Raw genomic sequence first — 24,687 nt, forward strand, 5'->3', positions numbered from 1 at the left:
TCACCGGCGTTCATTCTGCGAGTCGTGGTTGTCGTTTCACCAGACCATTTGAGGAAATCAGTGCGGTCCAATTGGGCACGGGAGGGAGTCGGTAAATGAGCTGGCGCACTTCGTTCGACATCTCGCGCAATTCCGGGGAATCCCTCACCACGCAGATCCAGCGCGTGCTCAAGCGCGAAATCACTGAGGGGGTGCTGCACCCGGGGACCAGCCTGCCGCCGAGCCGCCGCCTCGCCGACGATCTCGACGTGTCGCGGAGCGTCGTCGTGGAGGCGTACGGCCAGCTGATCGCCGAGGGCTACCTGGAGGCGGTGCAGGGCTCCGGCACGCGGGTGGCCCGCCACCTGTCGACCACGCCCGAGACGGTCGTACCCACGCTGTTGAACGAGGGCCGGGTGCCGTCCGTGCGCTGGGACCTGCGCACCGGCAGGGCCAACCTGTCGCACTTCCCCTACCGGGAGTGGCTCGCGGGCTACCAACGGGTCCTCCAGACGGCGCGGCAGAGCGACCTCGACTATCCACCGCTGTCCGGCACTCCGGCGCTGCGGGAGGAACTGGCCCGGCACCTGGGGCGCGTGCGGGGCGTGCGCACCACGCCGGGACAGGTGATGGTCGTGTCCGGGTTCGCGCACGGCCTGGGCCTGCTCTGCGCGGCGCTGCCCGAGTTGCGGATCGACGTGCTCGCCATGGAAGAGCCGGGGCTGCTGCGGCAGCGGGAGTTCGTAAGGGAGGCCGGCCTGCGCACCCGCGCCGTCCCGGTGGACGACGAGGGGATCGACGTGGAGGCCCTGGCGCGCAGCGGAGCACGCGCCGTCCTGGTCACGCCGTTCCACCAGTTCCCCACCGGCGTCACGATGTCGGACGAGCGGCGCGCGGCACTGGCGCGATGGGCCAGAGACGTCGACGGCTACGTCATCGAGGACGACTACGACGGCGACTTCTGGTTCGACCGGCGTGCCCGGCCGCTCGCGCTGCAACGGCACGCCCCCGAGCGGGTGGTGTACGCGGGCACCACCTCCAAGTCCCTGGTCCCCGGGCTGCGACTGGGCTGGCTCGCCGTGCCCGGGGACCTCCTCTCACCGCTCGAACGGGCCCGCTCCCGGCGTGACCTCGGCTCGGACAGCCTGACCCAGCTCGCCTTCGCCGAACTGCTCGGATCCGGCTCGTACGACCGCCACATGCGCAGGCTGCGGGCCCGCTACCGGTTACGCAGGGAGACCCTCGCCGATGCCGTGCAGCACTCCCTGCCGCAGGCGCGCATCAGCGGCGCGGCCGCCGGCCTGCACGCCTACCTGCGCCTGCCGCACGGCACCGACGAGGCCGAACTGGTGGCCGCCGCGCTGGACCGTTCGGTGCTCGTGCGCAGCGGCCGGGAGTTCTCCAGCAGGCCGACGGGGGCGCGCCCCGCGCTGGTCGTCGGCTACACGTCGCTGCCCCGGTCCGGACTGGCCGAGGCCCTGCGGCAGTTGGGCGCCGCCTACACGGACGTCTCCGGACGCGCGCCGACGGCGGCGCGCATCGCCTGACCTCCGGCGTACAGGGAGAGAAAGTTGTCCAGCATGGCGAGCCCGTCACCGGTGGCGATGGACTCCGGGTGGAACTGCACCCCTTCGACGGGGAGGGTGCGGTGCCGCATCCCCATGACGTATCCGTCGTCCGTCGACCTGGCCGTGACCACCAGTTCGTCCGGCAGCGGCTCGGACACGACCAGCGAGTGGTAGCGGGTGACTTCCGCCTCGGCCGCGGCGCCCGTGAAGAGCCCTTCCCCGTCGTGCTTCACCATGCTGGTGCGGCCGTGCATGATGTGCTCCGCGACCCGCACCTGTCCGCCGAAGGCCAGGGCGATCGCCTCGTGCCCGAGGCAGACCCCGAGCAGCGGCACCTTGTCGGCGAAGGTCCTGACGAGTTCGACGTGGCCGCTGTCCGCCGGGTGTCCCGGCCCCGGGCCGAGCACCACCGCGTCCGGGGCGAGGCCGATCAGCTGCTCCTGGGTACGGGTGCCGGAGCGCACCACCTGGGTGGTGGCACCGAGCGTCCGCAGATAGCGGTCGATGATGTGGACGAAGCTGTCGTACGCGTCCACGAGCAGCACCCTCATGCCGACACCTCCAGCTCCGTACCGGTGAGCGCCCAGTAGGTCGCGCCCATCTTCGCCAGCGTCTCCGCCCACTCCGCTTCCGGGGCGGACTCGGCGACGATGCCCGCCGAGCTCTGCGTCGAGTAGGTCCGCCCGTCGTACACCACGGAGCGGATGCACAGCGCCAGTTCGCTCCAGCCCCGCGCGTCGATCAGGCCCACCGCCCCCGCGTAGGCGCCCCGGGGCTCGTGCTCCAGCGAGTCGATGATCTCCATGGCGCGGATCTTGGGGGCGCCGCTCATGGTCCCCGCCGGGAAGGTCGCGCGGAGCACCGCCCACGTGTCGGCGTCGGACCTGAGCCGCCCGGTCACCGTGGAGACCAGGTGGAAGACGTGGGAGAAGCTCTCCACCGACAGCAGCGGGTCCACCGGCAGGGTGCTCGGCTCGCTGACCCGCCCGATGTCGTTGCGGCAGAGGTCGACGAGCATGATGTGCTCGGCCCGCTCCTTGCGGCTGGCGAGCATCTCGGCCACGCCCCGCTCGTTGGCCGCCGCGTCAGGGCCGCGACGGGTGGTCCCCGCGATCGGCCGCATGACGATCCGGTCGCCCTCGGTCCTGACGAACAGCTCGGGACTGGCACCGATCAAGGTGCTGCCCGCGCGCGGTACCAGGTACATGTAGGGAGAGGGGTTGCGGCCGCGCAGCCGCCGGTACACGTCGACCGGCGTCAACGCGCTCTCCACGTCGATCCGGTGACCGATCTGGATCTGGTAGATGTCCCCGACCCTGATGTGCTCGAGGCACCGCTCGGCCCAGCCGAGGAACGTCTCCCGGTCCACGGTGTCGCGCACGGAGCGCGGCGCGGGGGCGTCGGGGTGGCCGATGGACGGTGAGCCGAGCGCCCGCTCGGCCAGCTCCGTCAGGTCGGGAACGGGCACGCGCCCGAAGCCGGGACCGTCCGCCCTGCGCAGCTCCACCGCGCCGGAGTCCCGGTCGTACCAGACGGTGTCGCGGAAGAGGGTGAGCGTGATGTCGGGGACGGCGGACGCCGCGGCGCGCGGCGGGAACTGCTCCATGTGCCAGGCGGCCTCGTACGACAGGGTGCTCAGGAAGCCGAAGGCGTAGCGGTCCTCGGGGACCTGGGTGTCCAGCTCGAAGAGCGTCTGCGCCCGGCGCAGCAGGTCCCACATCTGTGCCGCGGAGCGGAAGGTGCGGCGAGCCGGGCCCTCGTCGGCCCGTCCGTCCCCGGGCGCGGCGCCCGCCGCGTCGCCCGCCATTCCGACGCGCTCCGCGACGCCCACGAGCGCGGAGCGCAGCTCCGGCACCCCGTCCATCTCGACGTGCGTCGCGTACACCCGGATCTCGGCCAGGCGTCCGCAGCCGACGACGGCCGGCCTGCGATCCTGCTCGGGTCCTACGGGGCTCTCGGTGAGGAAGACGTCCTGCTCGCCCCGTTCACGGCGCAGGAGTGCGTAAAGGTCGAAGGGAGCGTGCGGGGGCAGTTCGGTGGTGGTGACGCGCACGCCGACGCGTTCCGCCGATACCCCCCGGCTGATTGTCCGCGTACCTGTGCTGACGCGCATGCGGGCCTCATTTGAATTGATCCGCTGGATTGGTCCGGTCAGCCAAGCAGGCGCCGCGAGATGCGAACCAGACCAATTCACGGGCACGGCTACGGACCATTCGCCGCATTGCTTGACCCTTTTGTGACCGCGCGGATTGTATTGCGTACTCACCCCACTCACCGGAATGGGATCAGAATGAATCCGATGGAGAAGTCGACCGCGGCGCAGACCTGGCGCGGCCTGCCCGCCGCTCAGCAGCCGGACTGGCCCGACCGCGACGTGCTGCGCCGCGTCACCGACGACCTGGCCACCGCTCCCCCGCTCGTGCAGGCCGCCGAATGCGACCGGCTGCGCTCGCGGCTGTCCGAGGCCGCCCGCGGGGAGGCGTTCGTCCTGCAGGGCGGTGACTGCGCGGAGGTCCTGGGCGGCGCCACCGCCGATTCCATCCAGGGCAAGCTGAAGACGCTGCTGCAGATGGCGGCGATCCTCACCCACGGGGCCTCGGTTCCCGTGGTCAAGATCGGCCGGATGGCCGGTCAGTACGCCAAGCCCCGTTCCAGCCCCACCGAGACGCGGGAGGGCGTGACCCTGCCCTCCTACTTCGGTGACGCCGTCAACGACCGCGCCTTCACCGCCGCCGCGCGCCGACCCGACCCCGCGCGGCTGCGCGCCGTGTACGACGCCTCGGCCGCGACCCTCAACCTGGTCCGCGCCTTCGCGGGCGGGGGCTTCGCCGACCTGCACCGCGTACACGCCTGGAACCAGGGCTTCCTGACGGACTCGCCCGCCGCGGGCCGCTACGAGCGCCTCGCCACCGAGATCGACCGGACGATGGCCTTCATGCGTGCCTGCGGGGTGGATCCGCGCCAACTGCACATCACCGAGTTCTTCACCAGCCACGAAGGGCTGCTCCTGGACTACGAGTCGGCGCTCACGCGCGAGGACGAGGCCACCGGCAGGTCGTACGCCACCAGTGCCCACCTCCTCTGGATCGGTGAGCGCACCCGTGACCCGGACGGCGCGCACGTGGAGTACTTCTCGCGCGTCGCCAACCCGGTCGCGATCAAGCTGGGCCCCTCCACCACCGCGGACGACCTGCTCGCCTACGTCGACCGGATCGATCCCCAACGCCTGCCGGGACGCCTGTCCTTCGTGACGCGGATGGGGCGTGACCGCGTCAGGGACGTGCTGCCCGTGCTGATGGAGAAGGCCGCGGCCAACGGCATCCGGGCCTGCTGGATCACCGACCCCATGCACGGCAACACGTTCACCGCGGACGGGGGTTACAAGACCCGCCGCTTCGACGACGTCATCGACGAGGTCAAGGGCTTCTTCGAGGTGCACAAGGCACTGGGTGTCCAGCCTGGTGGCATACATGTCGAACTTACGGGCGAGGACGTCACCGAGTGCCTGGGCGGCGGGCACGACATCGGCGTCGGCGACCTCGCACGCAGCTACGACTCGGCCTGCGACCCGCGCCTCAACCACAGCCAGTCCCTGGACCTGGCGTTCCTGGTCGCCGAGATGCTCCAGGACGGCCGAAGGGCCCTCCACGACCCGGCGCTCACCCGGACACGCCCGTAGGCGCGCGGGGCGGAGTGGCGCCTGGACGCGGAAGGCCCGAACCGGGGCTCGGCGCACCGGGGAGGCTCAGCGCACCGGGAAGCCGAAGGTGTGGCCCTGCTCCTTGAGCCGGGGCAGCAGGCGGCGCAGGGCCTCGACGGTCTGGGTGCGGTCGCCGCCCGCGTCGTGGAAGAGGAGCGTCGGGCCGTTGGGCAGTTCCCGCTCGACGGTGGCGACGATGGCGTCCGCCCCCGGGCGCTCGAAGTCCTTGGTGTCCACGTTCCAGCCCAGCGGGCGCATGCCCCGGGAGGCGGCGAGCTTGCGGCTGTAAGGGGTGAAGGCGCCACCGGGCGCGCGGTAGTACATCGGCCGCACGCCTCCGGACGCCTTCGTGATCATGCGCTCGGCGTCGAGTATCTGCTGCGACTGGTAGGCATCGGAGTCCTTGTCCATGCCGGTGTTGTGCGACACGGTGTGGTCGCAGAGCCGGTGCCCTGCCGCGACGACCTTCTTCACCATGTCCGGGTGCGCCTGCGCCTGCGTCCCCACCATGCAGAACGTGGCCTTCACGTCGTACTCGCGCAGCAGGTCGAGTATCTGAGGGGTCCACTTGGGGTCGGGGCCGTCGTCGATGGTGATGTTGACGGCGCGCTTGCCCCCTTCCGAAGCGTGCGCGATGGTCGGCGAGACGGGCTTGACGTCACCGCCGGGCGCGGCGGGCGCGGTGGCCTCGGGTGACGCGTCGTCAGCGTCACCGGCCTGCGCGGTCCATACCGACGCACCGGTGGCGAGCATGGTCACTCCGACCGCCGCCCCGATCACTTTGCCGTACCAGCCCCGCCCACCGCTGTGCCGTGCCATGCCCGCCCCTTTTCGCGCAGTTCCTCGCCGATCCCCGGTCGCCTTGCGACCAACTGGCAGGACGAGGAACCGGGGCCGGGGGATCCCTCCGTTACAGATCACGGACAATTCCGGGAAAGATCGCGGACAACTCCGCCGCGAGCGCGTCCCGGGGGACGTGATGGTGACGCTGGGTCAGGAGGTGCCTGGCGCCGGTCGGAGAGCGCGCGGCTCCTCGGTGAGCCAGGATCCGATGCCCGGGAGCGTGTCGGGACCGCTGTCGCTCTCCACGGACGCGACGAGGTCGGCGATGGTGACCGCGGCGAGCGATGCCCGCCACGCGGCCTCCGCGGCCCCCATCGCACGGGCGATGGGGCACTGTTTCGCGCACTGCTCCGGAGGCGTCGCGAACGGGCCGCGCTGACGAATCTCCGTGCAGACAAAGGCTGGATTCTTTCCGTCGACGGCCTGCACCACGTCGAGCAGCGTGATGTCCTCGGCCTTCTTCGTCAGGACATACCCGCCCGTCTTGCCCTGAACGGAGCGCACCAGGCCCGCCCGGGACAGGGCCTGCATCTGCTTGGCCAGATAGCTCGGCGACACCTCGTGCAGCTGCGCGAGCCGGGCGGCGGGCACCGGTTCGCTCGCCGCGGTCAGGACCACGCAGCAGTGCAGCGCCCATTCCACGCCACCCGACAGCTTCATACGTCCTCCCCACCGCGACGCCCTGTCCGAAAGTCGCTTTGACTCGGACACAGCGTATCCGAGTATTATCTCGGATATCGAATGTCCGAGTTTCCTTCACGAAGGAAGGCACACCATGAAGACCACCGTCATCGGCGGCACCGGACTCATCGGCTCCCAGCTCGTCGCCAAGCTCAGGGACGCGGGCCACGAGGTCGTCGCCGCGTCGCTGTCGTCGGGCCTCGACCTGCTCACCGGCACCGGCCTCGACGAGGCACTCGACGGCGCCCACACGGTCGTCAACGTGAGCAACTCCCCCACCTTCGACGAGCGGTCCCTCGCGTTCTTCCGCACCACCGTCGACAACCTGCTCGCCGCGGGCGAGCGGGCAGGGGTACGCCACCAGGTCGCCCTGTCGATCGTCGGCGTCGACCAGGTGCCCGGCCTGGACTACTACCGCGCGAAGGTGCTCCAGGAAGACCTGCTGCGCGGCGGCCCCACGCCGTACTCGATCGTGCGCGCCACCCAGTTCTTCGAGTTCATGGACTCCGTCATCTCCATGACCGCCGACGACGAGGCCGTCCGCCTGCCCGCGACGCCCGTCCAGCCGATCGCGAGCGCCGAGGTCGTCGCCGCCCTCGCCGACGTCGCCGCCGCGCCTCCCCTGAACGGGATCCTCGACGTCGCGGGCCCGGACACCTTCACCCTCGACGAGCTCGGCCGCCTGACCCTGGCCGCCCGCAAGGACGAAAGGCCCGTCATCACGGACGCCGGGGCCGGGATGTTCGCCGCCGTCCCCGGCTCCGTCCTGACCGCGGGCCCCGACGCCCGGATCGCCCCCACCCACTACGAGGACTGGCTCGCCACCTCCCTCAACAGCTGAGCCCTCAGGGGCACATGACGATCCATCGACCGATCCCGCCGACTCCACCGAACCCGGTCACGCCGCCGCGAGCGGCGTGGCCCGCTGGCCCCAGGCGCACACCTGCTACCGTGGGTGTGACCTGACCCATTTGATCGAGGAGTCACAGACGTGGTGGGTGACGACGACATCTCCGGATGAGATCCGGATCTGACGGCCGTCGGCCGGTGCCGCAAGGGCGCCGCTGCCGTGGCCGCCTTTGTCGTACCCCCCTCTCACACGTCGCCCAGGGCAGTGCTCTGCCTGCCCGTACTCCCTCGAGGTCACCTCCATGTCCGACGCCGCCATCGTGTGCTCGAACCTCTCCTTCGCCTGGCCCGACGACACGCCGGTCTTCCACGACCTGTCGTTCACCGTGCCCACCGGCCGTACCGGCCTCGTCGCTCCCAACGGCTCCGGCAAGAGCACCCTGCTCAAGCTGATCGCCGGTGAACTGACGCCCGCCACCGGCTCGTTGTCGGTCGGCGGCACGCTCGCCCATCTCCCGCAGAGCCTCCCCCTGACCGGCGGCCTCACGGTCGCCGAGGTGCTCGGCATCGCCGAGGTGATCCGCGCGCTCGACGCCGTCGAGTCCGGTGACGTGGGCGAGGAGCACTTCGCCACCATCGGCGACGACTGGGACATCGAGGAGCGCACCCGCGCCCAGCTCGACCGGCTCGGCCTGGCCGGACTCGCCCTCGACCGGGGCCTGAGCACGCTCAGCGGCGGTCAGGTCGTCTCCCTCGGCCTCGCCGCCCAGTTGCTCAAGCGCCCCGACGTACTGCTGCTCGACGAGCCGACCAACAACCTCGACCTGGCGGCCAGGCACCAGCTCTACGACGTCCTCGCGGACTTCACCGGCTGTCTGCTCCTGGTCAGCCACGACCGCGCGCTGCTCGACCGCATGGAACGCATCGCCGAACTCGGCAGCGACGAACTGCGCCTGTACGGGGGCGACTTCACCGCGTACGAGGAAGCCGTGCGGGCCGAGCAGGAGGTCGCCGAGAAGAATATCCGCAACGCCGAGCAGGAGCTGAAGCGCGAGAAGCGCGAGATGCAGCAGGCCCGCGAACGCGCCGAGCGTCGGCAGAGCAACGCCGCCCGCAACCTCAAGAGCGCCGGTCTGCCCCGCATCTTCGCGGGCAACATGAAGCGCGGCGCGCAGGAGTCGGCGGGCCGGTCGGGGCAGTTGCACGCGAGCCGGGTGAGCGAGGCCAAGGCCCGGCTCGACGAGGCAGGACGCGCGCTGCGCGAGGAGCAGCGCATCACCCTCGACCTGCCCGACACGCTCGTGCCCGCGGGACGCAATCTGTTCATCGGCTCGGGGTTGCAGGTCCACCACGCGGGACGTGCCGTGTTCGCCGACGGCGGCGTGGACCTCAGCGTACGCGGCCCCGAGCGCATCGCACTGACCGGACCCAACGGCGCAGGAAAGACGACCCTGTTGCGCCTGGTCACCGGCGAACTCACCCCGGACGGCGGGGAGATCAAGCGGAGCGAGGGCCGGATCGCATATCTCTCGCAGCGCCTCGACCTGCTCGACCTGGAGCGCACCGTGGCGGAGAACTTCGCCGCGTTCGCCCCCGAGCGGCCCGAGGCGGAGCGGATGAACCTGCTGGCGCGCTTCCTCTTCCGGGGCGCGCGAGCACACCTTCCCGTACGTGTGCTCTCCGGCGGCGAGCGGCTGCGCGCCACCCTGGCCTGCGTCCTGTGTGCCGAACCCGCCCCGCAGCTGCTCCTGCTCGACGAGCCGACCAACAACCTCGATCTGGTCAGCGCGGGCCAGTTGGAGAGTGCCCTCGACTCCTACCGGGGCGCCTTCATGGTGATCAGCCACGACGAGAAGTTCCTCGCCGAGATCGGCGTGAACCGGTGGCTGCGCCTCACCGACGGAGCACTCGAGGAGACCGGGGCCCCGGAGGTGTGAGCCCCGACGTGTGACGTGGCCCGCGTCCGAGGCCGTGCGCCCGGCGGGCCGACCACCGATCACGTAGGAGCGACTTTCCCATGCCCCGACCCGCCCTGCTCGCCCACGACATCGTCCACGGCTTCGGCGGCCGACGCGTACTCGACGGTGTTTCCCTGACCGCGTCCCCCGGCCACCGCATCGGCCTGATCGGCGAGAACGGCGTCGGCAAGTCCACCCTCCTCAGGGTGATCGCGGGCGCCGACGAACCCGACGCGGGCAGCGTCACCCGCCCGGGCGACCTCGGCTTCCTCCATCAGGAGATGCCGTTCGACGCCGCGTCGACCATCTCCGTCGTACTGGACGAGGCGCTGCGCGAGGCCCGTGAGGACCTCGCCGAGTTGGAGCGGCTCGGCACGGAGCTCGCGCGGGTCCCCGAGGACGACCCCGGCCACCGGGCGCTCCTCGACGCCTACGGCAAGCGCCTGGAGCAGGCACAGGACCGCGAGTCCTGGGACGCCGACCGGCGCGCGGCCCTCGTCCTCGACGGCCTCGGTATCGGCTCGCTCGGGCACGACCGCACGCTCGGCTCGCTCTCCGGCGGGCAGCGCGGCAGGCTCGCCCTGGCCGCGCTGCTTGTCCGACGCCCCTCGGCGCTGGTCCTCGACGAGCCGACCAACCACCTCGACGACAGCGCCGCCGCCTTCCTGGAGGAGCAGCTCCGCGGCCTGCCGGGCACCGTGGTGGCCGCCAGCCACGACCGGGCGTTCCTCGACGCCGTCTGCACCGACCTCATCGACCTCGACCCGGCCGTGGCAGGACCGGTCCGCCACGGCGGCGACTACAGCTCCTACCTCGCCGAGAAACATGCCGAGCGGGAGCGCTGGGAGCGGCGGTACGCCGATGAGCAGCAGGAGCTCGACGAGCTGCGCCGCTCGGCAGGTGTGACCGCGCGCCGGGTCGCGCCTGACCGGGGGCCGCGCGACAGCGAGAAGATGGGGTACGGCCATCGGGCGGGCCGGGTGCAGAGCCAGATCTCCCGCCGGGTCCGCAACGCCACGCGCCGCCTCGACGAGCTGGAGCGCGCCCAAGTCGCCGAGCCCCCGCGCCCGTTGCGGTTCGCGGCCGCGGCGCTCACCGCGGCGGCGGAGGTGGACCAGGAGAAGGCGGAAGGTACGCGGCCCCTGGCATCGCTGCGGAACGTGCGCGTGCCGGGTCGGCTCTCGATGGCCGCCCTGGAGGTGTCGGCGACCGACCGGCTGCTGGTCACCGGCGGCAACGGCGCGGGCAAGTCGACGCTGCTCGCCGTGCTCGCCGGACACCTCGCGGCCGAGGGCGAGGTGCGTCGGCGGCGCCACCTCACGGTGGGGTTGCTCACCCAGGACACCGTGTTCGAGAGGGCCGAGCGCACGGCCCGAGACACCTATGAGCTGTCCCTGGGAGCGGGACCGGCCGATGAGGTGCCGCTCGCCTCGCTCGGTCTGCTGCACGCGGCGGACCTGGACAAACCCGTCGGTCAACTCTCCGTCGGGCAGCGCCGACGGCTCGCGCTGGCCCTGCTCATGGCCCGTCCGCCGCAGTTGCTGCTGCTCGACGAGCCCACGAACCATCTCTCTCCACGCCTGTGTGACGAACTGGAGGACGCCCTGGGGACAGGACCCGGCGCCATCGTCCTCGCGAGCCACGACCGTTGGCTCCGGCAACGGTGGCAGGGGCGCGAAGTCCGGCTCCGGGCCTCCCGCATGAGTACCATGCGCAACACATTCGTAGAGAGGGAGTGAACGATGGTGGACAGCCAGTCAGTCGCCAACCTCAGGTCGCGATACGTGGAACAGGTCGCGTCGGATCTGGAAGAGAACCGCAGGCGTCAGGAGGAGCTGGCGCAGCGGATCGAACTCCTCAAGCAGGAGGAAACACTGCTGGCGGACATCCTCAACCTCACCGAGCGGTACGAGGGTTTGACGGATGCCGCGCTTCTGCCGAAGCAGGCGCAGGAAGAGCCTTCGGTCGCGAAGGCGAAGCGGCGCAACGACACGGGAGGCGACGCGCGGTCCTCGGCGTCGAACGGGGCAGCGCCGCCCACGGGTGCCAAGGCGAACAAGAGTCCCAAGACGAAGGCCGGAGCGAGCGCAGCGAAGGGCAAGGGGAAGCCCGACACGAAGAGCGACACGAAGAGCGAGGCGGCGCCCGGCGCGAAGTCCAGCCCGAAGCCCGCCCCGAAGTCCCGCGCGAAGGCGGCGCCGCGTCAACCCCTCCTCGGAGACGTGCTGTTGGAGCTGCTCTCCGGCTACACCGAACCCCGGCTCGCCCAGGAACTCCGCAACGAGCTCCTGGAGAAGCACCCGAGCCGCAACCCCACCCCGCAGGTGGTGCGCAACACGCTCGAATCCCTGGTCGCCAAGGGCCGCGTCCAGCGTCACAAGCAGCAGCGCTCGGTGATGTACACCGTCGTGAAACCGGCCGACGCGGGCTGAGGTCCGCCCGAGGGAGCGTGTCCGGGCCGCTGCCACCTGGTGCACTCGGCGGGAGTGTGCTGAGGTGCAGCAAGCCCGGAACACCCGCCCCGCGCCCTCGGAGAGTGACCTTGCGCAGCCTGACCTTCGTCATCGGCACGGGCCGCAGCGGCTCCACCGCGCTGTCCCGCATCCTCAGCACCCACCCCGACGTGCTGAGCCTCAACGAGTACATGGCCTCGGTCGGCGACGCGGCCTTCCCCGAAGGCCGGTTGTCGGGCGCGGAGTTCTGGTGGACCCTCTTCCGGCCGACCCCGTACTTCGCGAACATGATCCGCAGCGGGCTGCTGATGCCGGAGTTCCTCTACACCCGGCGCCCGGGACGGTACACGGCGCGGACCACGGGCATTCCCGCGCTCTCCCTCATGGTGCTCCCCCACCTCACCGACGACCCCGACGGGCTGCTCGACGAACTCCGCGCCTCGGTCACCGACTGGCCCGACCGCTCCGCCGCCGAGCATCACGAAGCGCTCTTCGCCTGGCTCGGCGCGCGGTTCGGCCGCACCGCCGTCGTGGAGCGCTCCGGGTACTCGACGGGCTGGGCTCCGGGGCTGCGGGAGACCTTCCCGTACGCGAAGTTCGTGCATCTGCACCGGGACGGCCCCGACTGCGCGCTCTCCATGAGCCGCCACGTCGGGTACCGCACGATCACACTGATCCGGGAGATCAGGGAGCGGACGGGTGTCGCGGACTTCGCCGAGCTGACGGCCGAACACGTGCGCGCCCTGCCGCCGGAGCTGGCTCCGCTGCTCGCCGGGAGCTTCGACCCCGCGCTCGTACGGGACCGGGAGTTCCCGCTGCACAGGTTCGGTGCCCTGTGGTCCGAACTCGTCGCCGACGGCGTCCGGTTCATCGACGCCCTGCCTGTCGGTCAGGGCGCCACACTCGCCTACGAGGAACTGCTCGACGCACCCCGCGAGGAACTCACCCGACTCGCCGCCTTCATCGGGGTCGAGCCCCTCCCCCGGTGGCTGGACGACGCCTGCGCCCAGCTCGACGGCAGCCGCAGGGGCTCCGCCGCGAAGGAGCTGACGGCCGCCGAGTTCGACGGGCTCAAGGAGAGCTGCGCACCGGGCACACGTGCGTTGTCGGCGCGGTAGGGACCGTGTCGCGCCGGGACACGTGGCGGCCGCGTAAACCACGGCGGTAGCCAATGTCCACCTGTCGCTGTACGCGGCCGCGCGGCGACGGGGATAGCGTCGGGGCCCCACTTGCGCGCGCCCTGTCGGCCCCCACACGACGGCGCGGCACACCCATGAGCGTCGAACCGATCGGGGAACCCATGCGTCGATCCGTTTCCACCGTCAAATCCTGGCTGGCAGCAGCCGCGTTGGGCGTCGGCCTCGCCTTCGTCGGACTGCCCGCCCCCGCCGCGTCCGCGGCCGCCGTCAGTTGCCCGGACCTCGGCACGGGCGACTCCAACGGCCTGGACATGCGGTACTGGCGCCCGTCGCCCGACGGGCTCGTCTGCGAGGCGGAGTTCACCTCGGACGCCCTCTTCACCGCGCGCGGGCCGGGGGCGCCCCAGATCGATCCCGTGCGCAGACCCGTGCGCGTGCGCGTCCACCTGCCCGCGGACTACGACCCGTCCGCCCGCTACCCCGTGCTCTATCTCCTGCACGGCGGGGCCGCCGACTACGAGCAGTGGTCAAGTGGCGGCGGTGACATCACCCGGAGCGTCAAAGAGGCCGGGTTCAAGGGCATCGTGGTGATGCCCGAGGGCGGCAAGGTCGGCTTCTACTCCGACTGGCCCGGCTACACGTACGGCAACTTCACACCCCAGTGGGAGACCTTCCACATCAAGCAGTTGGTGCCCTGGATCGACGCGCACTTCGCCACGTCCGGCGAGCGCGCCGTCGCCGGTATGTCGATGGGCGGCTTCGGCGCCCTGAAGTACGCGGCCCAACACCCGGACATCTTCAGTGCCGTGGGTGCCTTCTCCGGCGGCACGGACCTCCGTCGCCCCGACCACCAGGAGATCATCAACAACGGCACCACCCTCTACGGGGCACGTTTCTGGTGGCACGGCGCGGGCGCCGACCTCGGGAACTTCTGGAAATACCTCTTCCCCGGCAACCCCGACGCGCTGCGGCGCACGGAGCTGGTCTTCGGACCGCAGTCCGGCTGGCCCTCGTTCAACCCCGCCCAGGTCGCCGAGACGCGCCCCGCCGCCTACCGCTCGTACGGCGGCAAGATGGCGCTCTACAGCGGTCGCGCCGAGGACCCGTACGTCTGGAACACCGAACTCCACAAGACCCTGAAGCGGCAGAACGTCTCCCACCTGTACTGCTCGGGCCCCGACGGACACGACTTCACGACCTGGACCCCGGCGCTGAAGCACTTCCTCCGGTTCGCGTACGGGACCGCGTCCACAGCGTGCCCGGACAGCGGCGGCTGGCGGCAGGAGCAGTGAGGCACGCGCACGGACCGGGTATCGTCGTCGGCCACTCACCGCGATGATCAGGCCAATGCCATAATCGCCGAGGTCCCTGCCGCGCACACGCTGGAGTCACCCATGACGTCACCGTCCTCCGGAAGCCGTATCGACACGAGCAGGGCGCATCCGGCGCGCGTCTACGACTGGCTGCTGGGCGGCAAGGACAACTATCCGGTCGACCAGGAGGTGGCGGAGAAGCTGCCGAAGGAGGCCCGGCTCAACGCCATGCGCAACCGGGCCTTCATGCACCGGGCGGCGGCCTGGCTCGCGGGCAACGGGATCGACCAGTTCCTCGACATCGGCACGGGCATCCCGACCGAGCCGAACCTGCACCAGATCGTGCAGGGCATCGTGCCGTCGGCGCGGATCGCCTACGCCGACAACGACCCCATCGTGCTGCGGCACGCGGAGGCGCTGCTCGTCAGCAGCCGCGAGGGCGCCACCGACTACATCGAGGCGGATGTGCGCCGGCCCGACGCCATCCTCGAACACGCCCGTACGTTCCTGGACTTCTCGCGGCCCGTCGCGCTCTCGATGATCGCGCTGATGCACTTCATCACCGACGAGGAGGACCCCTACGGGCTCACGCGGACGCTGGTCGACGCGCTGCCCTCCGGGAGTTACCTGATGTTCTCGCACGGCACCACCGATGAGCACCCGCACCTCGTGAAGTCGGTGACGACCACCTACCGCAAGGGCGAGATTCCGTTGCGGATGCGGACGCGTGCCGAGGTCGAGCCGTTCTTCGAGGGGCTCGACCTGCTGGACCCGGGGCTCGTCACCGCGACCAAGTGGTACAAGGACTCCCCGGCGCCCACCGAGGAGCTGAGCGGCTTCTACGTGGGCGTCGCCCGGGTGCCGTAGGCGCCGTACGCAACCCAAGACCTGGCCGACACACCTCAGTTCTTCCTTTCTGAGGACAAAGTATGGACGCGCTCCGGGGGCATCCCTACGCTGAGCGTCGCTTTGCCACAGAGATCTGCGTAACCCATGCCGGAATACCGGAACCACGCAGGAGGAAGAGTGAAGCCACGTCCCAGGCCGCTGTCGGGGCCGCCCCGCCGCAGAGCCCGAAGAGCCCGAAGAGCCCGAAGAGCCGCCGCCGGGTCCACCGGTGTGCTGCTGACCGCTCTCCTCTGCGGCGGGCTCCTCGCCCCCAGCACCGCCGCGTCCGCCGAGGACCGGCCGCGGCCGTTCGCGGATCTTCCGCCGCAGGAACCCGGCGTCACCTTACGGGTGTTCGACGTCCGGACCCCGCTCAAGAAGCTCTGCGACCTCAAGCCCGCGCAGACCCCCAACGTCGACAAGCTGATCCCGGCCGCCGACTGGAAGTCCACCGAGGGGTTCGGGTTCAGCGACAACTTCGTGTCGCAGATCATCGGCAACCTGAACGTGCCCACAGCGGGCTCGTACGACTTCCGGCTGATCAGCGACGACGGCTCCCGGCTCTTCCTCGGCGACCGGCGGGTCATCGACCACGACGGACTGCACGGCGCCGAACCCAAGGACGGCTCGGTCACGCTCAACGCCGGACACCAGCCGCTGCGCATCGACCACTTCGACGCGGGCGGCGACCAGCAGGTCACCCTCCAGTGGAAACCGCCGGGGGCCGACGCCTTCACCACCGTGCCGAACTCCGTGCTGAGCACGGACGCCGATGTCGTACGGGTTACCGCGCCGGGCCGCAAGGAGTGCGAGGGCACGCTCGACACCCCCGGCGACGGCTTGCCGCTCACCGAGGTCAACCCCGGATACACGCTGACCGACCTGCGCCCCAAGGGCTTCGAGCCGCAGGTGACCGCGATGGACTGGCTGCCCGACGGGCGGCTCGCGATCTCCACCTGGGGCGGCAGCACCGAGACGAAGGGCGAGGTGTACCTCCTCGACAACGTCACCGGGGACACCGGGCCCGACAAGGTCACGTACAAGAAGATCGCCGACGGGCTCAAGGAGCCGATGGGCATCACGTACGCGGACGGGAAGCTGTACGTGTCGGAGAAGCACCAGCTGACCGAGTTGAACGACACGAACGGCGACGACGTCGCCGACGAGAAGCGGAAGATCGCCGCATGGCCGTACGGCGGGAACTTCCACGAGTTCGCCTTCGGACTGCTCTACGACAAGGGCGACTTCTATCTGAACCTCTCCGTCGCCATCAACTACGGCGGAGCCACCACCGATCCGCAGCCCGCACCGAACCGCGGCACGACCATCAAGGTCAACAAGGCGACGGGCAAGGTGAGTTACCTCGCCGGTGGGCTGCGCACCCCGAACGGCATCGGGCGCGGCCCCGGCGGTGACCTGTTCGTCACGGACAACCAGGGCGGCTGGCTGCCCGCGTCCAAGCTCGTGCACATCAAGCAGGACCGCTTCTTCAACCACTACATGAATCCGGACGGGCCGTACGACGACAAGGCCGTCACCAAGCCGGTGCTGTGGCTGCCGCAGAACGAGATCGCCAACTCGCCCAGTACGCCGCTGCGGTTGAGGAAGGGGCCGTTCGCCGGGCAGATGGTCTTCGGCGACGTGACGTACGGCGGACTCCAGAGGGCCGATCTGGAGAAGGTCGGCGGCGAGTACCAAGGCGCGGTGTTCCGGCACACCCAGGGCCTGGAGTCGGGGATCACCCGGATCAGCGAGGGCCCCGACGGCGCGATCTACACCGGTGGCCTGGGCGCCGACGGCAACTGGGGCCAGGCGGGCAAGCTCCGCTTCGGCCTGCAGAAGCTGACGCCGAACGGCAGGACGGCCTTCGACGTCAAGACGATGCGCGCCACCCGCGACGGCTTCGAACTCACCTACACCAATCCCCTGTCGGAGGAGACCGCGGCCAAGCTGACCAAGGGCGCGTACGCGGTCGAGCAGTGGCGCTACGTGCCGACGCCCGCGTACGGCGGCCCGAAGGTCGACGAGGAGTCGCTGCCGGTGGCGTCGGCGCGGCTCTCCGAGGACCGCCGCAAGGTGACGCTGACCATCCCGGGCCTGAAGTCGGACCGTGTGGTGCACGTCCGTTCACCCCGCCCGTTCTCGTCGTCCGAGGGCGAGCAACTGTGGTCCACCGAGGCCTGGTACACCCTGAACGCCAAGCCGGGGCCGCCGGAGCCCGTCACCACCTACGACGCCGAGTCCGCCAAGCTGTCGGGGGGCGCGGCCATCGACACGGAGCACGCCGGATACACCGGTGGCGGTTTCGTGGACGGCTTCGGCGACAAGGGCGCGCGGGCCGCCTTCGACGTCGTGGTCGACAAGAAGGGTTCGTACGACGTGGGCCTGCGCTACGCGAACGGCCCGCATCCCGCCCCCGGCACCAAGACGATCGGGGTCAGCGTCAACGGCGGCCCGGCGCGTCGGACGAGTCTGCCGTCCACCGGCGAGTGGAAACGCTGGTCCACCAAGACCGAGCGGCTCGACCTGCGCAAGGGCCACAACACGCTCACCTACGTCGTGGGGCCCGAGGACACCGGCCACGTGAACCTCGACGCGCTGGACGTGCGCAGGCCCGGCAGCAGGATCGACCTCTTCTCGGGCGGCAGCGCCGCCACCGCCTGGCAGCACTCCGACGGGCGCGCCCCCGAGTGGCCGCACACCGCGGAGAAATCGATGGAGGTCTGCTGCGGCGATCTGCGCACCAAGCAGCACTTCGAGGACTTCACGCTGCACGTCGAGTTCCGGGTGCCGAAGCTGCCGGACGACGTCACCGGGCAGGACCGGGGCAACAGCGGGGTCTACCTCCAGGAACGGTACGAGGTGCAGATCCTGGACTCGTACGGCGTGGCGAAGCTCGCGAACAACGAGGCGGGGGCGATCTATCTGAAGAAGGCCGCCGACCTCAACGCGTCCACGGCGCCGGAGACCTGGCAGACGTACGACATCACCTTCCGCGCCGCCCGCTTCGACGCGGCGGGGAAGAAGACGTCGGACGCCCGGATCACGGTGGTGTGGAACGGGAAGAAGGTCCACGACGACGTCGCCGTCGACGGTCCGACGGGCGCGGGTGACCCGGAGTCGGCGGCGGCCGGTGCCATCCGCCTTCAGGACCACGGCAACAAGGTTCGCTTCCGCGACGTGTGGGTGGAGCCGCTGGAGCCGCTCACTTGATCGCGGCCGAGGGACCGCTCCCCTGCCGACGGTCCGGTCGTCGGCAGGGGTTCCCTCGGTGGGGATTCCCTCGGTGGGGGTTCCCTCGGTGGGGGTTCGACCGTCATCCCCCGGCGAAGAGGGTGGTGCCGTCGGGGCCCAGCGCCTCGACGCGCGCGCCGTGTTCGACGGTGCGGCTGACGGTGCAGTACTTCTCGTGGGTCAGCCGGATGGCACGCTCCAGTTTCTCGGCGGCCTGGTCCTCGCCCTCGGCCAGGTCGATCTCGTAGGAGACCCTGAGGACGCCGACGCGGCCGTCGTCCTCGGGCCGGGAGACCGAGTCCACGACGATGCGCAGCCCGTCGTGTTCGACGGTGCGGGCGGTGCGGTCCACGACGAGTCCGCCGCAGCCGCCGAGCGCGGCGAGGAGGAGTTCGACGGGGGTGAAGGAGGGCTGGGCCTCCGGGTTGTCGGCGGCGGCGATCCGGACTTCGGCACCCCGGTCGTTGCGGGCTGTCCAGTCGCGTTCGCCATTGCGTACGGTCTCGATGCGGTAGTCGGCCATGGCGGAACGGTAACCAGGGGCGGGCCCGCCACCCCGTAGGCCGGTCCTGTGTGTGTCGGCCAGGTGGCCGGACGCCGGGCCGCGGGGGCTACGACGCGAGCGCCGCCACCGGCTCCAGCCGTGCGGCCTTGAGCGCCGGGTAGAGCCCCGCGGCCAGGCCGACGCCCAGACCGAGCAGCGGGCCCGCGACGAGCAGCCAGGGCGAGAGCGCGGCGGTCCAGCCCTTCGCCAGGGCGATGGAGATGGTCAGATCGAGGCCGCCGACGGTGCCGACCAGACCGCCGAGAGCACCCAGCAAGCCGCTCTCGAAGAGGAATTGGGAGAGGATCGAGCGGCGCGACGCGCCGATGGCCCTGCGCAGGCCGATCTCGTGGCGCCGTTCGAGGACCGCGACCAGCGTGGTGTTGCCGATGCCGATCGCCCCGATCAGCAGCGACACCCCGGCGAGTGCGAGGAACAGGGTCCTGGTGTCGTTCTCCACATGGGCCCGCAACTGCTTGGGGTCGGGCGGTACTTGGGCGAGCAGCTCGTCGGGGCGGCCCGGTGACAGCGGCCTGGGCGCACGCGCCCGCCACCTGGAGCGACGAGCAGGCCACCGGTGCGGGGCTGGCCTCCGTGACCGCGCTGGGCGGGCTCAAGGCGCTCGGCCCGCTGCGGGGGCGCACCTGCTCGTCGAGGGCGCCGCCGGAGGCGTGGGCAGGGCCGTGGCCGAGATCGCGGTGGCCCGGGGGGGGGCGATCGTGGGCGGCCCCGCGCGGATGGCGACGGTTGCAGACCACGCCAACGCGCGGCGTCTGGGTGTGCGCGTGGCCAACGCGGAGAACGACTCCACGCTCCTCGCCGAATCGGCCGAACTTGATCAGCAGGGCCCGCTCGAACGGATCGCGGACGCACACACGTATGTCGAGCGCGGGCACACGCGGGGGAAGGTCGTGGTGTGCGCCTGCGCCTGCCCCGCAGCGCGGTCCGCCCGTGGCCTCGGCCGCGGACGGGCCTCAGCCCGAGCGACGTGTGAAGGCGTGGCGGAGCACACCGCCGAGCACCCTCGGCCGGAACAGCAGCGTGGGCGGGGCCGTCATGTTCAGGACGCGGACGAACCGCGCCCACACGTCCTGGTCCCGCACGGCCAGCGCGAAGACGTGCCGGTTGTACCAGTGGGCGAAGCGCGCGGAGAGCGGCTGGCCTTCGGGCGACCACATCAGGTCGGAGCTGGTGGCCATGGTCCAGGGGACCTGGATGACCTTGGCCGCCGCGCGCAGGTAGGCCCGGCTGAGGCCGTCGAGCCCCGACGCCTGCGCCCTGCGGCGCCGCAACAGCCCGTCGAGCAGCTCGGCTTCGAGCGCGGCGACCGTCAGCCCTTGTCCGTACACCGGGTTGAAGACGCAGAGAGCGTCGCCGATCGCGATCAGGCGTTCGGGCCAGCGGGCGTTCTTGTGGTGCAGGCGCCACTCGTCGCCGGGGTTGGTGTAGCGGCTGATCTCCCCCTGCCGGGTGCCGCGCTTGATCTGTTCGGCGAGGCGGGGGTTGCCGAGGCTGTGGGCGAAGTCGAGGTACCCGTCGTCGTCGGTGGGCGGCACGTGGTCGCTCACGCCGAACAGCGAGCACATCCAGCGGTGATGCTCCACGGCGAGGATCACTCCCCCGCGCGGCACGCCGGGTGCGAAGGCCATCTGGTAGGCGACGTCGAAGTCCAGCTCGTCCTGCGGCGGGCGTTCGTAGCACGCAGAGGTGTAGGTGATCTTCGCTTTGATCACGGACTTGGCGGACATTGGGATCCGCGCTTCGCCGAGCCAGGCGTCGATCTTCGTGGTGCGCCCCGAGGCGTCGACGACCAGGTCGGCGGTGACGTCGTCCGACGTCGCTGCGCCGTCCGTGCGGTAGCGGACCCGGTCGAGTCGGCCGGGAACGCTCGACGTCACCGTCTCGCAGCGGGTCGCGGCGAGCAGGCGCACGGCGGGCAGGGCCAACACCCACTGGCGCAGCCGCCGTTCGAGCTCGTCGCGGGTGAAGGTCTGCACGGGGACGCCGACCGTGGTGGTCGGCGCGTAGCCGGTCGGCAGCAGGAAGCTGATGCGCTCGCCGTAGTCGAACACGGGCGCGCCGAGCTCCGCGAGCTCGGCCCGCAGCCCAGGGAACAGGCGCTCAAGGGCGTCACCGCCGCGGGCGAGCAGCGCGTGCGCGTGGTAGCCCTGCGGCACGTGCGGGTGGACCCCGGTGTCCGCGTCCATCGGGTCGCGCTCCAGGACGAGCACCTCGGTGAAGTGGTCGGCGAGGACTCTCGCGGTGACGAGCCCCGCGTACCCGCCGCCGATGACGACGGCCCGGTCCCAGCGGGTGCCGGGCGACGAACTCTGCTGGATCTTGGCCATGACCGGTCCCGCTCCTCCGCGTTCGGCTCCCCGCCGCTTCGACGTGCGCCACGGAGTATCGCGCCCACCGCACCGCGGCTCGACCGGTTTCTGTCGCGATTGCGCCGTCGCGGAGCACGGGCTGTCGCACCTCGCACACAAGGGGTGACTACGTCATGGCGCCCGGGACCGCCCCACAGGCCACGGCACCCACCGGCCATCAACGGCTGAATCCCGTGGGTACCCCGGCAAACATCCCCACGGCGCGATCATCGTATCGAGTTAATGTCCGCCGGTTTCCTTGGTGTGCGGGGTCGTGCGGCCACTAGTGTCCCTCTGGATCTGGACGGATTCCCGATGGGATACCCCTTTTCTTTCCATTGCCCCATAACGCACATGTACGCGCATGCCTTGAGCAAGGAGAGCTCACCCGATGACTGTTGACTCGAGCCCGGAAGCGCGACTGGAACCTCCCCGGCAATCCAGCCTGGGTACGGCGGCCGCCCGCAACCTCGCCACCACCACCAAGTCCGCCCCGCAGATGCAGGAGATCACCTCCCGCTGGCTGCTGCGGATGCTCCCCTGGGCGGAGACCAAGGGCGGCGCGTACCGGGTGAACCGCCGCCTCTCCTACACCGTCGGCGACGGGACCGTGGAGTTCGTCCAGGACGGCGCCACGGTCCGGGTGATCCCCCGTGAACTGGGCGAACTGGCCCTGCTGCGCGGCTATGACGACGTGGACGTCCTCACCGCCATCGCGGGACGGTGCGTCCAGCGCGACTTCCGTGCGGGTGAGACCCTGGTCGAGCGCGGCGCGCCCGCGGACCAGCTCCATCTGATCGCGCACGGCCGCATCAGCCAGACCTCGGAGGGCGGTTACGGCGACGAGGTCGACCTGGACGTACTCGCCGACGGCGACCAGTTCGGCGAGCACGCGCTCCTGGACGAGGACGCCCGCTGGGAGGTGACCGCCACCGCGGAGACCTCGGGCACCCTGCTCACCCTGTCGCGCGCGGACTTCGCCGCCGTCCGGTCCACGGCGCCTGGTCTGAACGAGCACCTCGAAGCGTTCACGTCACGCTCCCAGCGCCGACAGAACCACCGCGGCGAGGCCGAGATCGCGATGTCGGCGGGCCACACCGGCGAGCACGCGCTGCCCGGCGCGTTCGTCGACTACGAACTCAAGCCGCGCGAGTACGAGCTCTCGGTCGCGCAGACCATCCTGCGGATCCACACCAGGGTCGCCGATCTCTACAACGGCCCGATGAACCAGACCAAGGAGCAACTCCGCCTCACCATCGAGGCGTTGCGCGAGCGCCAGGAGCACGAGCTCGTCAACAACCGGGAGTTCGGCCTGCTGCACAACGCCGACTTCAAGCAGCGGCTCCAGCCGCACTCGGGACCGCCGACCCCGGACGACCTGGACGAGCTGCTCTGCAGGCGCCGCGGCTCCAAGTTCTTCCTCGCACACCCCAAGACCATCGCGGCGATCGGGCGTGAGTTCAACGCGCGCGGGATCTATCCGGACCACGTCGACCTCGGCGGCCAGCAGGTGCCCGCCTGGCGCGGGGTGCCGATCCTGCCGTGCGGCAAGATCCCGATCACGGAGGAGAAGACCAGCTCCATCCTCTGCATGCGTACGGGCGAGGAGAACCAGGGCGTCATCGGCCTGCACCAGACAGGGCTGCCCGACGAGTACGAGCCGGGTCTCTCCGTGCGGTTCATGGGCCTCAACGAGCAGGCGATCACCTCCTACCTCGTCAGCACCTACTACTCCGCCGCCATCCTCGTGCCGGACGCGGTCGGTGTCCTCGAGAACGTGCAGATCGCCCGCTGGCCCAGGTAGCGGATGGCCGCCGACCATCTCCCCGAGGAGCCAAGGAGCCATCGATGTCCGCGCCTGAGCTGACACCTCCGCAGCCGAGCCTGCCCGAGGCCGCCGCCCGCTTCGGGGCGCACGTCCTCGCCGACGCCGCGGCTCGCGCCTGCGACATCAAGGCCGTGACCGGCACGGCGCCCTGTGCGCCGGTCGCGACCGATCCGCCCACGCCGTCCGTGCCCTCGCCGTCCGTGCCCGCCCAGCCAGAGCCGCCCGCCGTCTCCGTGCCGGCAGGGTCCGACGTCGACCTGGAGCGGGTCCTGCGGGGCCCCAACGGCCTGGGCACCACGGGGCTGCGGCTGACCCCGCGCGACGAACCGGCCACGGCGGCGGAACCGTCGGCGGCCGAGGGCAAGCCCATCCCCGGCCTCTACCACCACCCGGTGCCCGAGCCCGACCCCGTGCGGGTCGAGGAGGTCAGCCGGAGGATCAAGTCCTGGGCGCTGGACGAGGTCTCCCTCTACCCCGACGACTGGGAGGAGCAGTTCGACGGCTTCTCCGTGGGCCGCTACATGGTCGGCTGCCATCCGGACGCGCCCACGATCGACCACCTGATGATCGCCACCCGCCTGATGGTCGCCGAGAACGCGGTGGACGACTGCTACTGCGAGGACCACGGCGGCTCGCCCATCGGCCTCGGCGGGCGCCTGCTCCTGGCGCACACCGCCCTCGATCCGCTCTACACGACGGCGGAGTACCAGCCGCAGTGGGCCGAGTCGTTGCACGCGGACGCGCCGCGGCGCGCCTACCGCTCCGCCATGGAGTACTTCACCGGGACGGCGAGCCCCGCCCAGTCCGACCGGTTCCGGCACGACATGGCCCGGCTGCACCTGGGCTACCTCGCCGAGGCCGCCTGGTCCCAGGAGGACCACGTACCCCAGGTGTGGGAGTACCTGGCGATGCGCCAGTTCAACAACTTCCGCCCCTGCCCGACCATCACCGACACCGTCGGCGGCTACGAGCTGCCCGCGGATCTGCACGCCAGGCCCGACATGCAGAAGGTCATCGGACTCGCGGGAAACGCGACGACCATCGTGAACGACCTCTACTCCTACACCAAGGAGCTCGACGCTCCCGGCCGGCACCTGAACCTGCCCGTCGTGATCGCCGAACGAGAGGGCCTCTCCGACCGGGACGCCTATCTGAAGTCGGTCGAGGTCCACAACGACCTCATGCACGACTTCGAGACCGAAGCCGCTGCCCTGGCCGCCGCCTGTCCCGTACCGACCGTGCAGCGCTTCCTGCGGGGCGTCGCCGCGTGGGTCGACGGCAACCACCACTGGCACCGGACCAACACCTATCGCTACAGCCTGCCCGACTTCTGGTAGGAAG

At 70.8% G+C, this 24,687-nt stretch carries 19 protein-coding genes and 1 pseudogene; 13 read left to right on the forward strand and 7 right to left on the reverse strand.

Translation table 11 applies throughout. The features are described 5' to 3' along the window. Positions 1-95 precede the first annotated feature (95 nt). Complete coding sequence (locus KY5_RS03315; protein ID WP_098240751.1) at positions 96-1,526, forward strand: PLP-dependent aminotransferase family protein; 1,431 nt, start codon at positions 96-98, stop codon at positions 1,524-1,526. Here the strand turns inward: KY5_RS03315 and KY5_RS03320 are convergent. Both KY5_RS03320 and KY5_RS03325 read right to left on the reverse strand, forming a co-directional pair. Further along, positions 1,478-2,098, reverse strand: a complete 621-nt coding sequence (locus KY5_RS03320) for an anthranilate synthase component II (protein WP_098240752.1) — start codon at positions 2,096-2,098, stop codon at positions 1,478-1,480. The genes KY5_RS03315 and KY5_RS03320 overlap by 49 nt on opposite strands. After that, a complete protein-coding gene (locus KY5_RS03325; RefSeq protein ID WP_324959763.1) occupies positions 2,095-3,600 on the reverse strand; it encodes an anthranilate synthase component I family protein in 1,506 nt (501 codons plus the stop codon). Before KY5_RS03325 ends, KY5_RS03320 begins: the two co-directional genes overlap by 4 nt. Positions 3,601-3,846: 246 nt before the next feature. On the opposite strand from KY5_RS03325, the gene KY5_RS03330 reads away from it, so the two are divergent. Beyond that, on the forward strand, positions 3,847-5,226 hold the full coding sequence (locus tag KY5_RS03330) for a class II 3-deoxy-7-phosphoheptulonate synthase (RefSeq protein WP_234362597.1): 1,380 nt from the start codon (positions 3,847-3,849) through the stop codon (positions 5,224-5,226). Positions 5,227-5,292: 66 nt separating this feature from the next. Here KY5_RS03330 and KY5_RS03335 read toward each other — a convergent pair whose 3' ends face one another. Next, on the reverse strand, positions 5,293-6,066 hold the full coding sequence (locus tag KY5_RS03335) for a polysaccharide deacetylase family protein (protein WP_098240755.1): 774 nt from the start codon (positions 6,064-6,066) through the stop codon (positions 5,293-5,295). Between the two features lie 174 nt (positions 6,067-6,240). Further along, positions 6,241-6,750, reverse strand: coding sequence for an RrF2 family transcriptional regulator (locus KY5_RS03340; RefSeq protein WP_098240756.1), 510 nt, complete (start codon positions 6,748-6,750; stop codon positions 6,241-6,243). Positions 6,751-6,865: 115 nt separating this feature from the next. On the opposite strand from KY5_RS03340, the gene KY5_RS03345 reads away from it, so the two are divergent. The 8 genes from KY5_RS03345 to KY5_RS03380 all read left to right on the forward strand — a co-directional run bounded on the left by KY5_RS03345 (position 6,866) and on the right by KY5_RS03380 (position 18,584). Beyond that, positions 6,866-7,612 carry an SDR family oxidoreductase gene (locus KY5_RS03345; RefSeq protein ID WP_098240757.1) on the forward strand — a complete coding sequence of 249 codons (747 nt, stop codon included), beginning with the start codon at positions 6,866-6,868 and terminating at the stop codon, positions 7,610-7,612. Between the two features lie 310 nt (positions 7,613-7,922). Then, positions 7,923-9,557, forward strand: coding sequence for an ABC-F family ATP-binding cassette domain-containing protein (locus KY5_RS03350; protein WP_098240758.1), 1,635 nt, complete (start codon positions 7,923-7,925; stop codon positions 9,555-9,557). Between the two features lie 80 nt (positions 9,558-9,637). Next, positions 9,638-11,317: an ABC-F family ATP-binding cassette domain-containing protein gene (locus KY5_RS03355; protein ID WP_098240759.1), complete on the forward strand. Its 1,680-nt coding sequence runs from the start codon at positions 9,638-9,640 to the stop codon at positions 11,315-11,317. Between the two features lie 6 nt (positions 11,318-11,323). Then, positions 11,324-12,010 (forward strand): hypothetical protein, encoded by a 687-nt coding sequence (locus tag KY5_RS03360; protein ID WP_199842915.1) that lies wholly within the window; start codon positions 11,324-11,326, stop codon positions 12,008-12,010. Between the two features lie 104 nt (positions 12,011-12,114). Then, positions 12,115-13,149: a sulfotransferase gene (locus tag KY5_RS03365; protein ID WP_234362598.1), complete on the forward strand. Its 1,035-nt coding sequence runs from the start codon at positions 12,115-12,117 to the stop codon at positions 13,147-13,149. A gap of 182 nt (positions 13,150-13,331) precedes the next feature. After that, the gene (locus KY5_RS03370) at positions 13,332-14,462 is read left to right on the forward strand and encodes an alpha/beta hydrolase (protein WP_159072478.1); all 1,131 of its coding nucleotides are present in this window, start codon (positions 13,332-13,334) and stop codon (positions 14,460-14,462) included. A 102-nt stretch (positions 14,463-14,564) separates the two neighbouring features. Continuing rightward, positions 14,565-15,350 carry an SAM-dependent methyltransferase gene (locus tag KY5_RS03375; RefSeq protein ID WP_098240762.1) on the forward strand — a complete coding sequence of 262 codons (786 nt, stop codon included), beginning with the start codon at positions 14,565-14,567 and terminating at the stop codon, positions 15,348-15,350. A 126-nt stretch (positions 15,351-15,476) separates the two neighbouring features. Continuing rightward, positions 15,477-18,584 carry a family 16 glycoside hydrolase gene (locus KY5_RS03380; protein WP_199842917.1) on the forward strand — a complete coding sequence of 1,036 codons (3,108 nt, stop codon included), beginning with the start codon at positions 15,477-15,479 and terminating at the stop codon, positions 18,582-18,584. Between the two features lie 103 nt (positions 18,585-18,687). Here the strand turns inward: KY5_RS03380 and KY5_RS03385 are convergent, their stop codons facing one another. Further along, the gene (locus KY5_RS03385) at positions 18,688-19,128 is read right to left on the reverse strand and encodes an OsmC family protein (protein ID WP_098240764.1); all 441 of its coding nucleotides are present in this window, start codon (positions 19,126-19,128) and stop codon (positions 18,688-18,690) included. An 88-nt stretch (positions 19,129-19,216) separates the two neighbouring features. Next, a complete protein-coding gene (locus KY5_RS03390) occupies positions 19,217-19,609 on the reverse strand; it encodes an ABC transporter permease (RefSeq protein WP_107645684.1) in 393 nt (130 codons plus the stop codon). A 62-nt stretch (positions 19,610-19,671) separates the two neighbouring features. On the opposite strand from KY5_RS03390, the pseudogene KY5_RS42080 reads away from it, so the two are divergent. Beyond that, positions 19,672-20,066, forward strand: a pseudogene (locus KY5_RS42080) (zinc-binding dehydrogenase); the annotation flags it as partial. A gap of 57 nt (positions 20,067-20,123) precedes the next feature. Here KY5_RS42080 and KY5_RS03400 read toward each other — a convergent pair. Beyond that, complete coding sequence (locus KY5_RS03400) at positions 20,124-21,497, reverse strand: FAD-dependent oxidoreductase (RefSeq protein ID WP_098240766.1); 1,374 nt, start codon at positions 21,495-21,497, stop codon at positions 20,124-20,126. A 412-nt stretch (positions 21,498-21,909) separates the two neighbouring features. Here KY5_RS03400 and KY5_RS03405 point away from each other — a divergent pair, with 412 nt between their 5' ends. Together KY5_RS03405 and KY5_RS03410 are read left to right on the forward strand one after the other, a co-directional pair. Then, positions 21,910-23,322, forward strand: a complete 1,413-nt coding sequence (locus KY5_RS03405) for a family 2B encapsulin nanocompartment shell protein (RefSeq protein WP_098240767.1) — start codon at positions 21,910-21,912, stop codon at positions 23,320-23,322. A gap of 44 nt (positions 23,323-23,366) precedes the next feature. Continuing rightward, a complete protein-coding gene (locus KY5_RS03410) occupies positions 23,367-24,683 on the forward strand; it encodes a family 2 encapsulin nanocompartment cargo protein terpene cyclase (RefSeq protein ID WP_098240768.1) in 1,317 nt (438 codons plus the stop codon). Positions 24,684-24,687: the final 4 nt, after the last annotated feature.

This window comes from Streptomyces formicae (assembly GCF_002556545.1).
Classification (GTDB): Bacteria; Actinomycetota; Actinomycetes; order Streptomycetales; family Streptomycetaceae; genus Streptomyces; species Streptomyces formicae_A.

What these genes read in the sequence shown, in the direction of transcription:
- KY5_RS03315 (WP_098240751.1), top strand. Translation starts at nt 96, where the DNA reads ATGAGCTGGCGCACTTCGTTCGACATCTCGCGCAATTCCGGGGAATCC.
- KY5_RS03320 (WP_098240752.1), bottom strand. Translation starts at nt 2,098, where the DNA reads ATGAGGGTGCTGCTCGTGGACGCGTACGACAGCTTCGTCCACATCATC.
- KY5_RS03330 (WP_234362597.1), top strand. Translation starts at nt 3,847, where the DNA reads ATGGAGAAGTCGACCGCGGCGCAGACCTGGCGCGGCCTGCCCGCCGCT.
- KY5_RS03335 (WP_098240755.1), bottom strand. Translation starts at nt 6,066, where the DNA reads ATGGCACGGCACAGCGGTGGGCGGGGCTGGTACGGCAAAGTGATCGGG.
- KY5_RS03340 (WP_098240756.1), bottom strand. Translation starts at nt 6,750, where the DNA reads ATGAAGCTGTCGGGTGGCGTGGAATGGGCGCTGCACTGCTGCGTGGTC.
- KY5_RS03345 (WP_098240757.1), top strand. Translation starts at nt 6,866, where the DNA reads ATGAAGACCACCGTCATCGGCGGCACCGGACTCATCGGCTCCCAGCTC.
- KY5_RS03350 (WP_098240758.1), top strand. Translation starts at nt 7,923, where the DNA reads ATGTCCGACGCCGCCATCGTGTGCTCGAACCTCTCCTTCGCCTGGCCC.
- KY5_RS03355 (WP_098240759.1), top strand. Translation starts at nt 9,638, where the DNA reads ATGCCCCGACCCGCCCTGCTCGCCCACGACATCGTCCACGGCTTCGGC.
- KY5_RS03370 (WP_159072478.1), top strand. Translation starts at nt 13,332, where the DNA reads ATGCGTCGATCCGTTTCCACCGTCAAATCCTGGCTGGCAGCAGCCGCG.
- KY5_RS03375 (WP_098240762.1), top strand. Translation starts at nt 14,565, where the DNA reads ATGACGTCACCGTCCTCCGGAAGCCGTATCGACACGAGCAGGGCGCAT.
- KY5_RS03380 (WP_199842917.1), top strand. Translation starts at nt 15,477, where the DNA reads ATGCCGGAATACCGGAACCACGCAGGAGGAAGAGTGAAGCCACGTCCC.
- KY5_RS03385 (WP_098240764.1), bottom strand. Translation starts at nt 19,128, where the DNA reads ATGGCCGACTACCGCATCGAGACCGTACGCAATGGCGAACGCGACTGG.
- KY5_RS03400 (WP_098240766.1), bottom strand. Translation starts at nt 21,497, where the DNA reads ATGGCCAAGATCCAGCAGAGTTCGTCGCCCGGCACCCGCTGGGACCGG.
- KY5_RS03405 (WP_098240767.1), top strand. Translation starts at nt 21,910, where the DNA reads ATGACTGTTGACTCGAGCCCGGAAGCGCGACTGGAACCTCCCCGGCAA.
- KY5_RS03410 (WP_098240768.1), top strand. Translation starts at nt 23,367, where the DNA reads ATGTCCGCGCCTGAGCTGACACCTCCGCAGCCGAGCCTGCCCGAGGCC.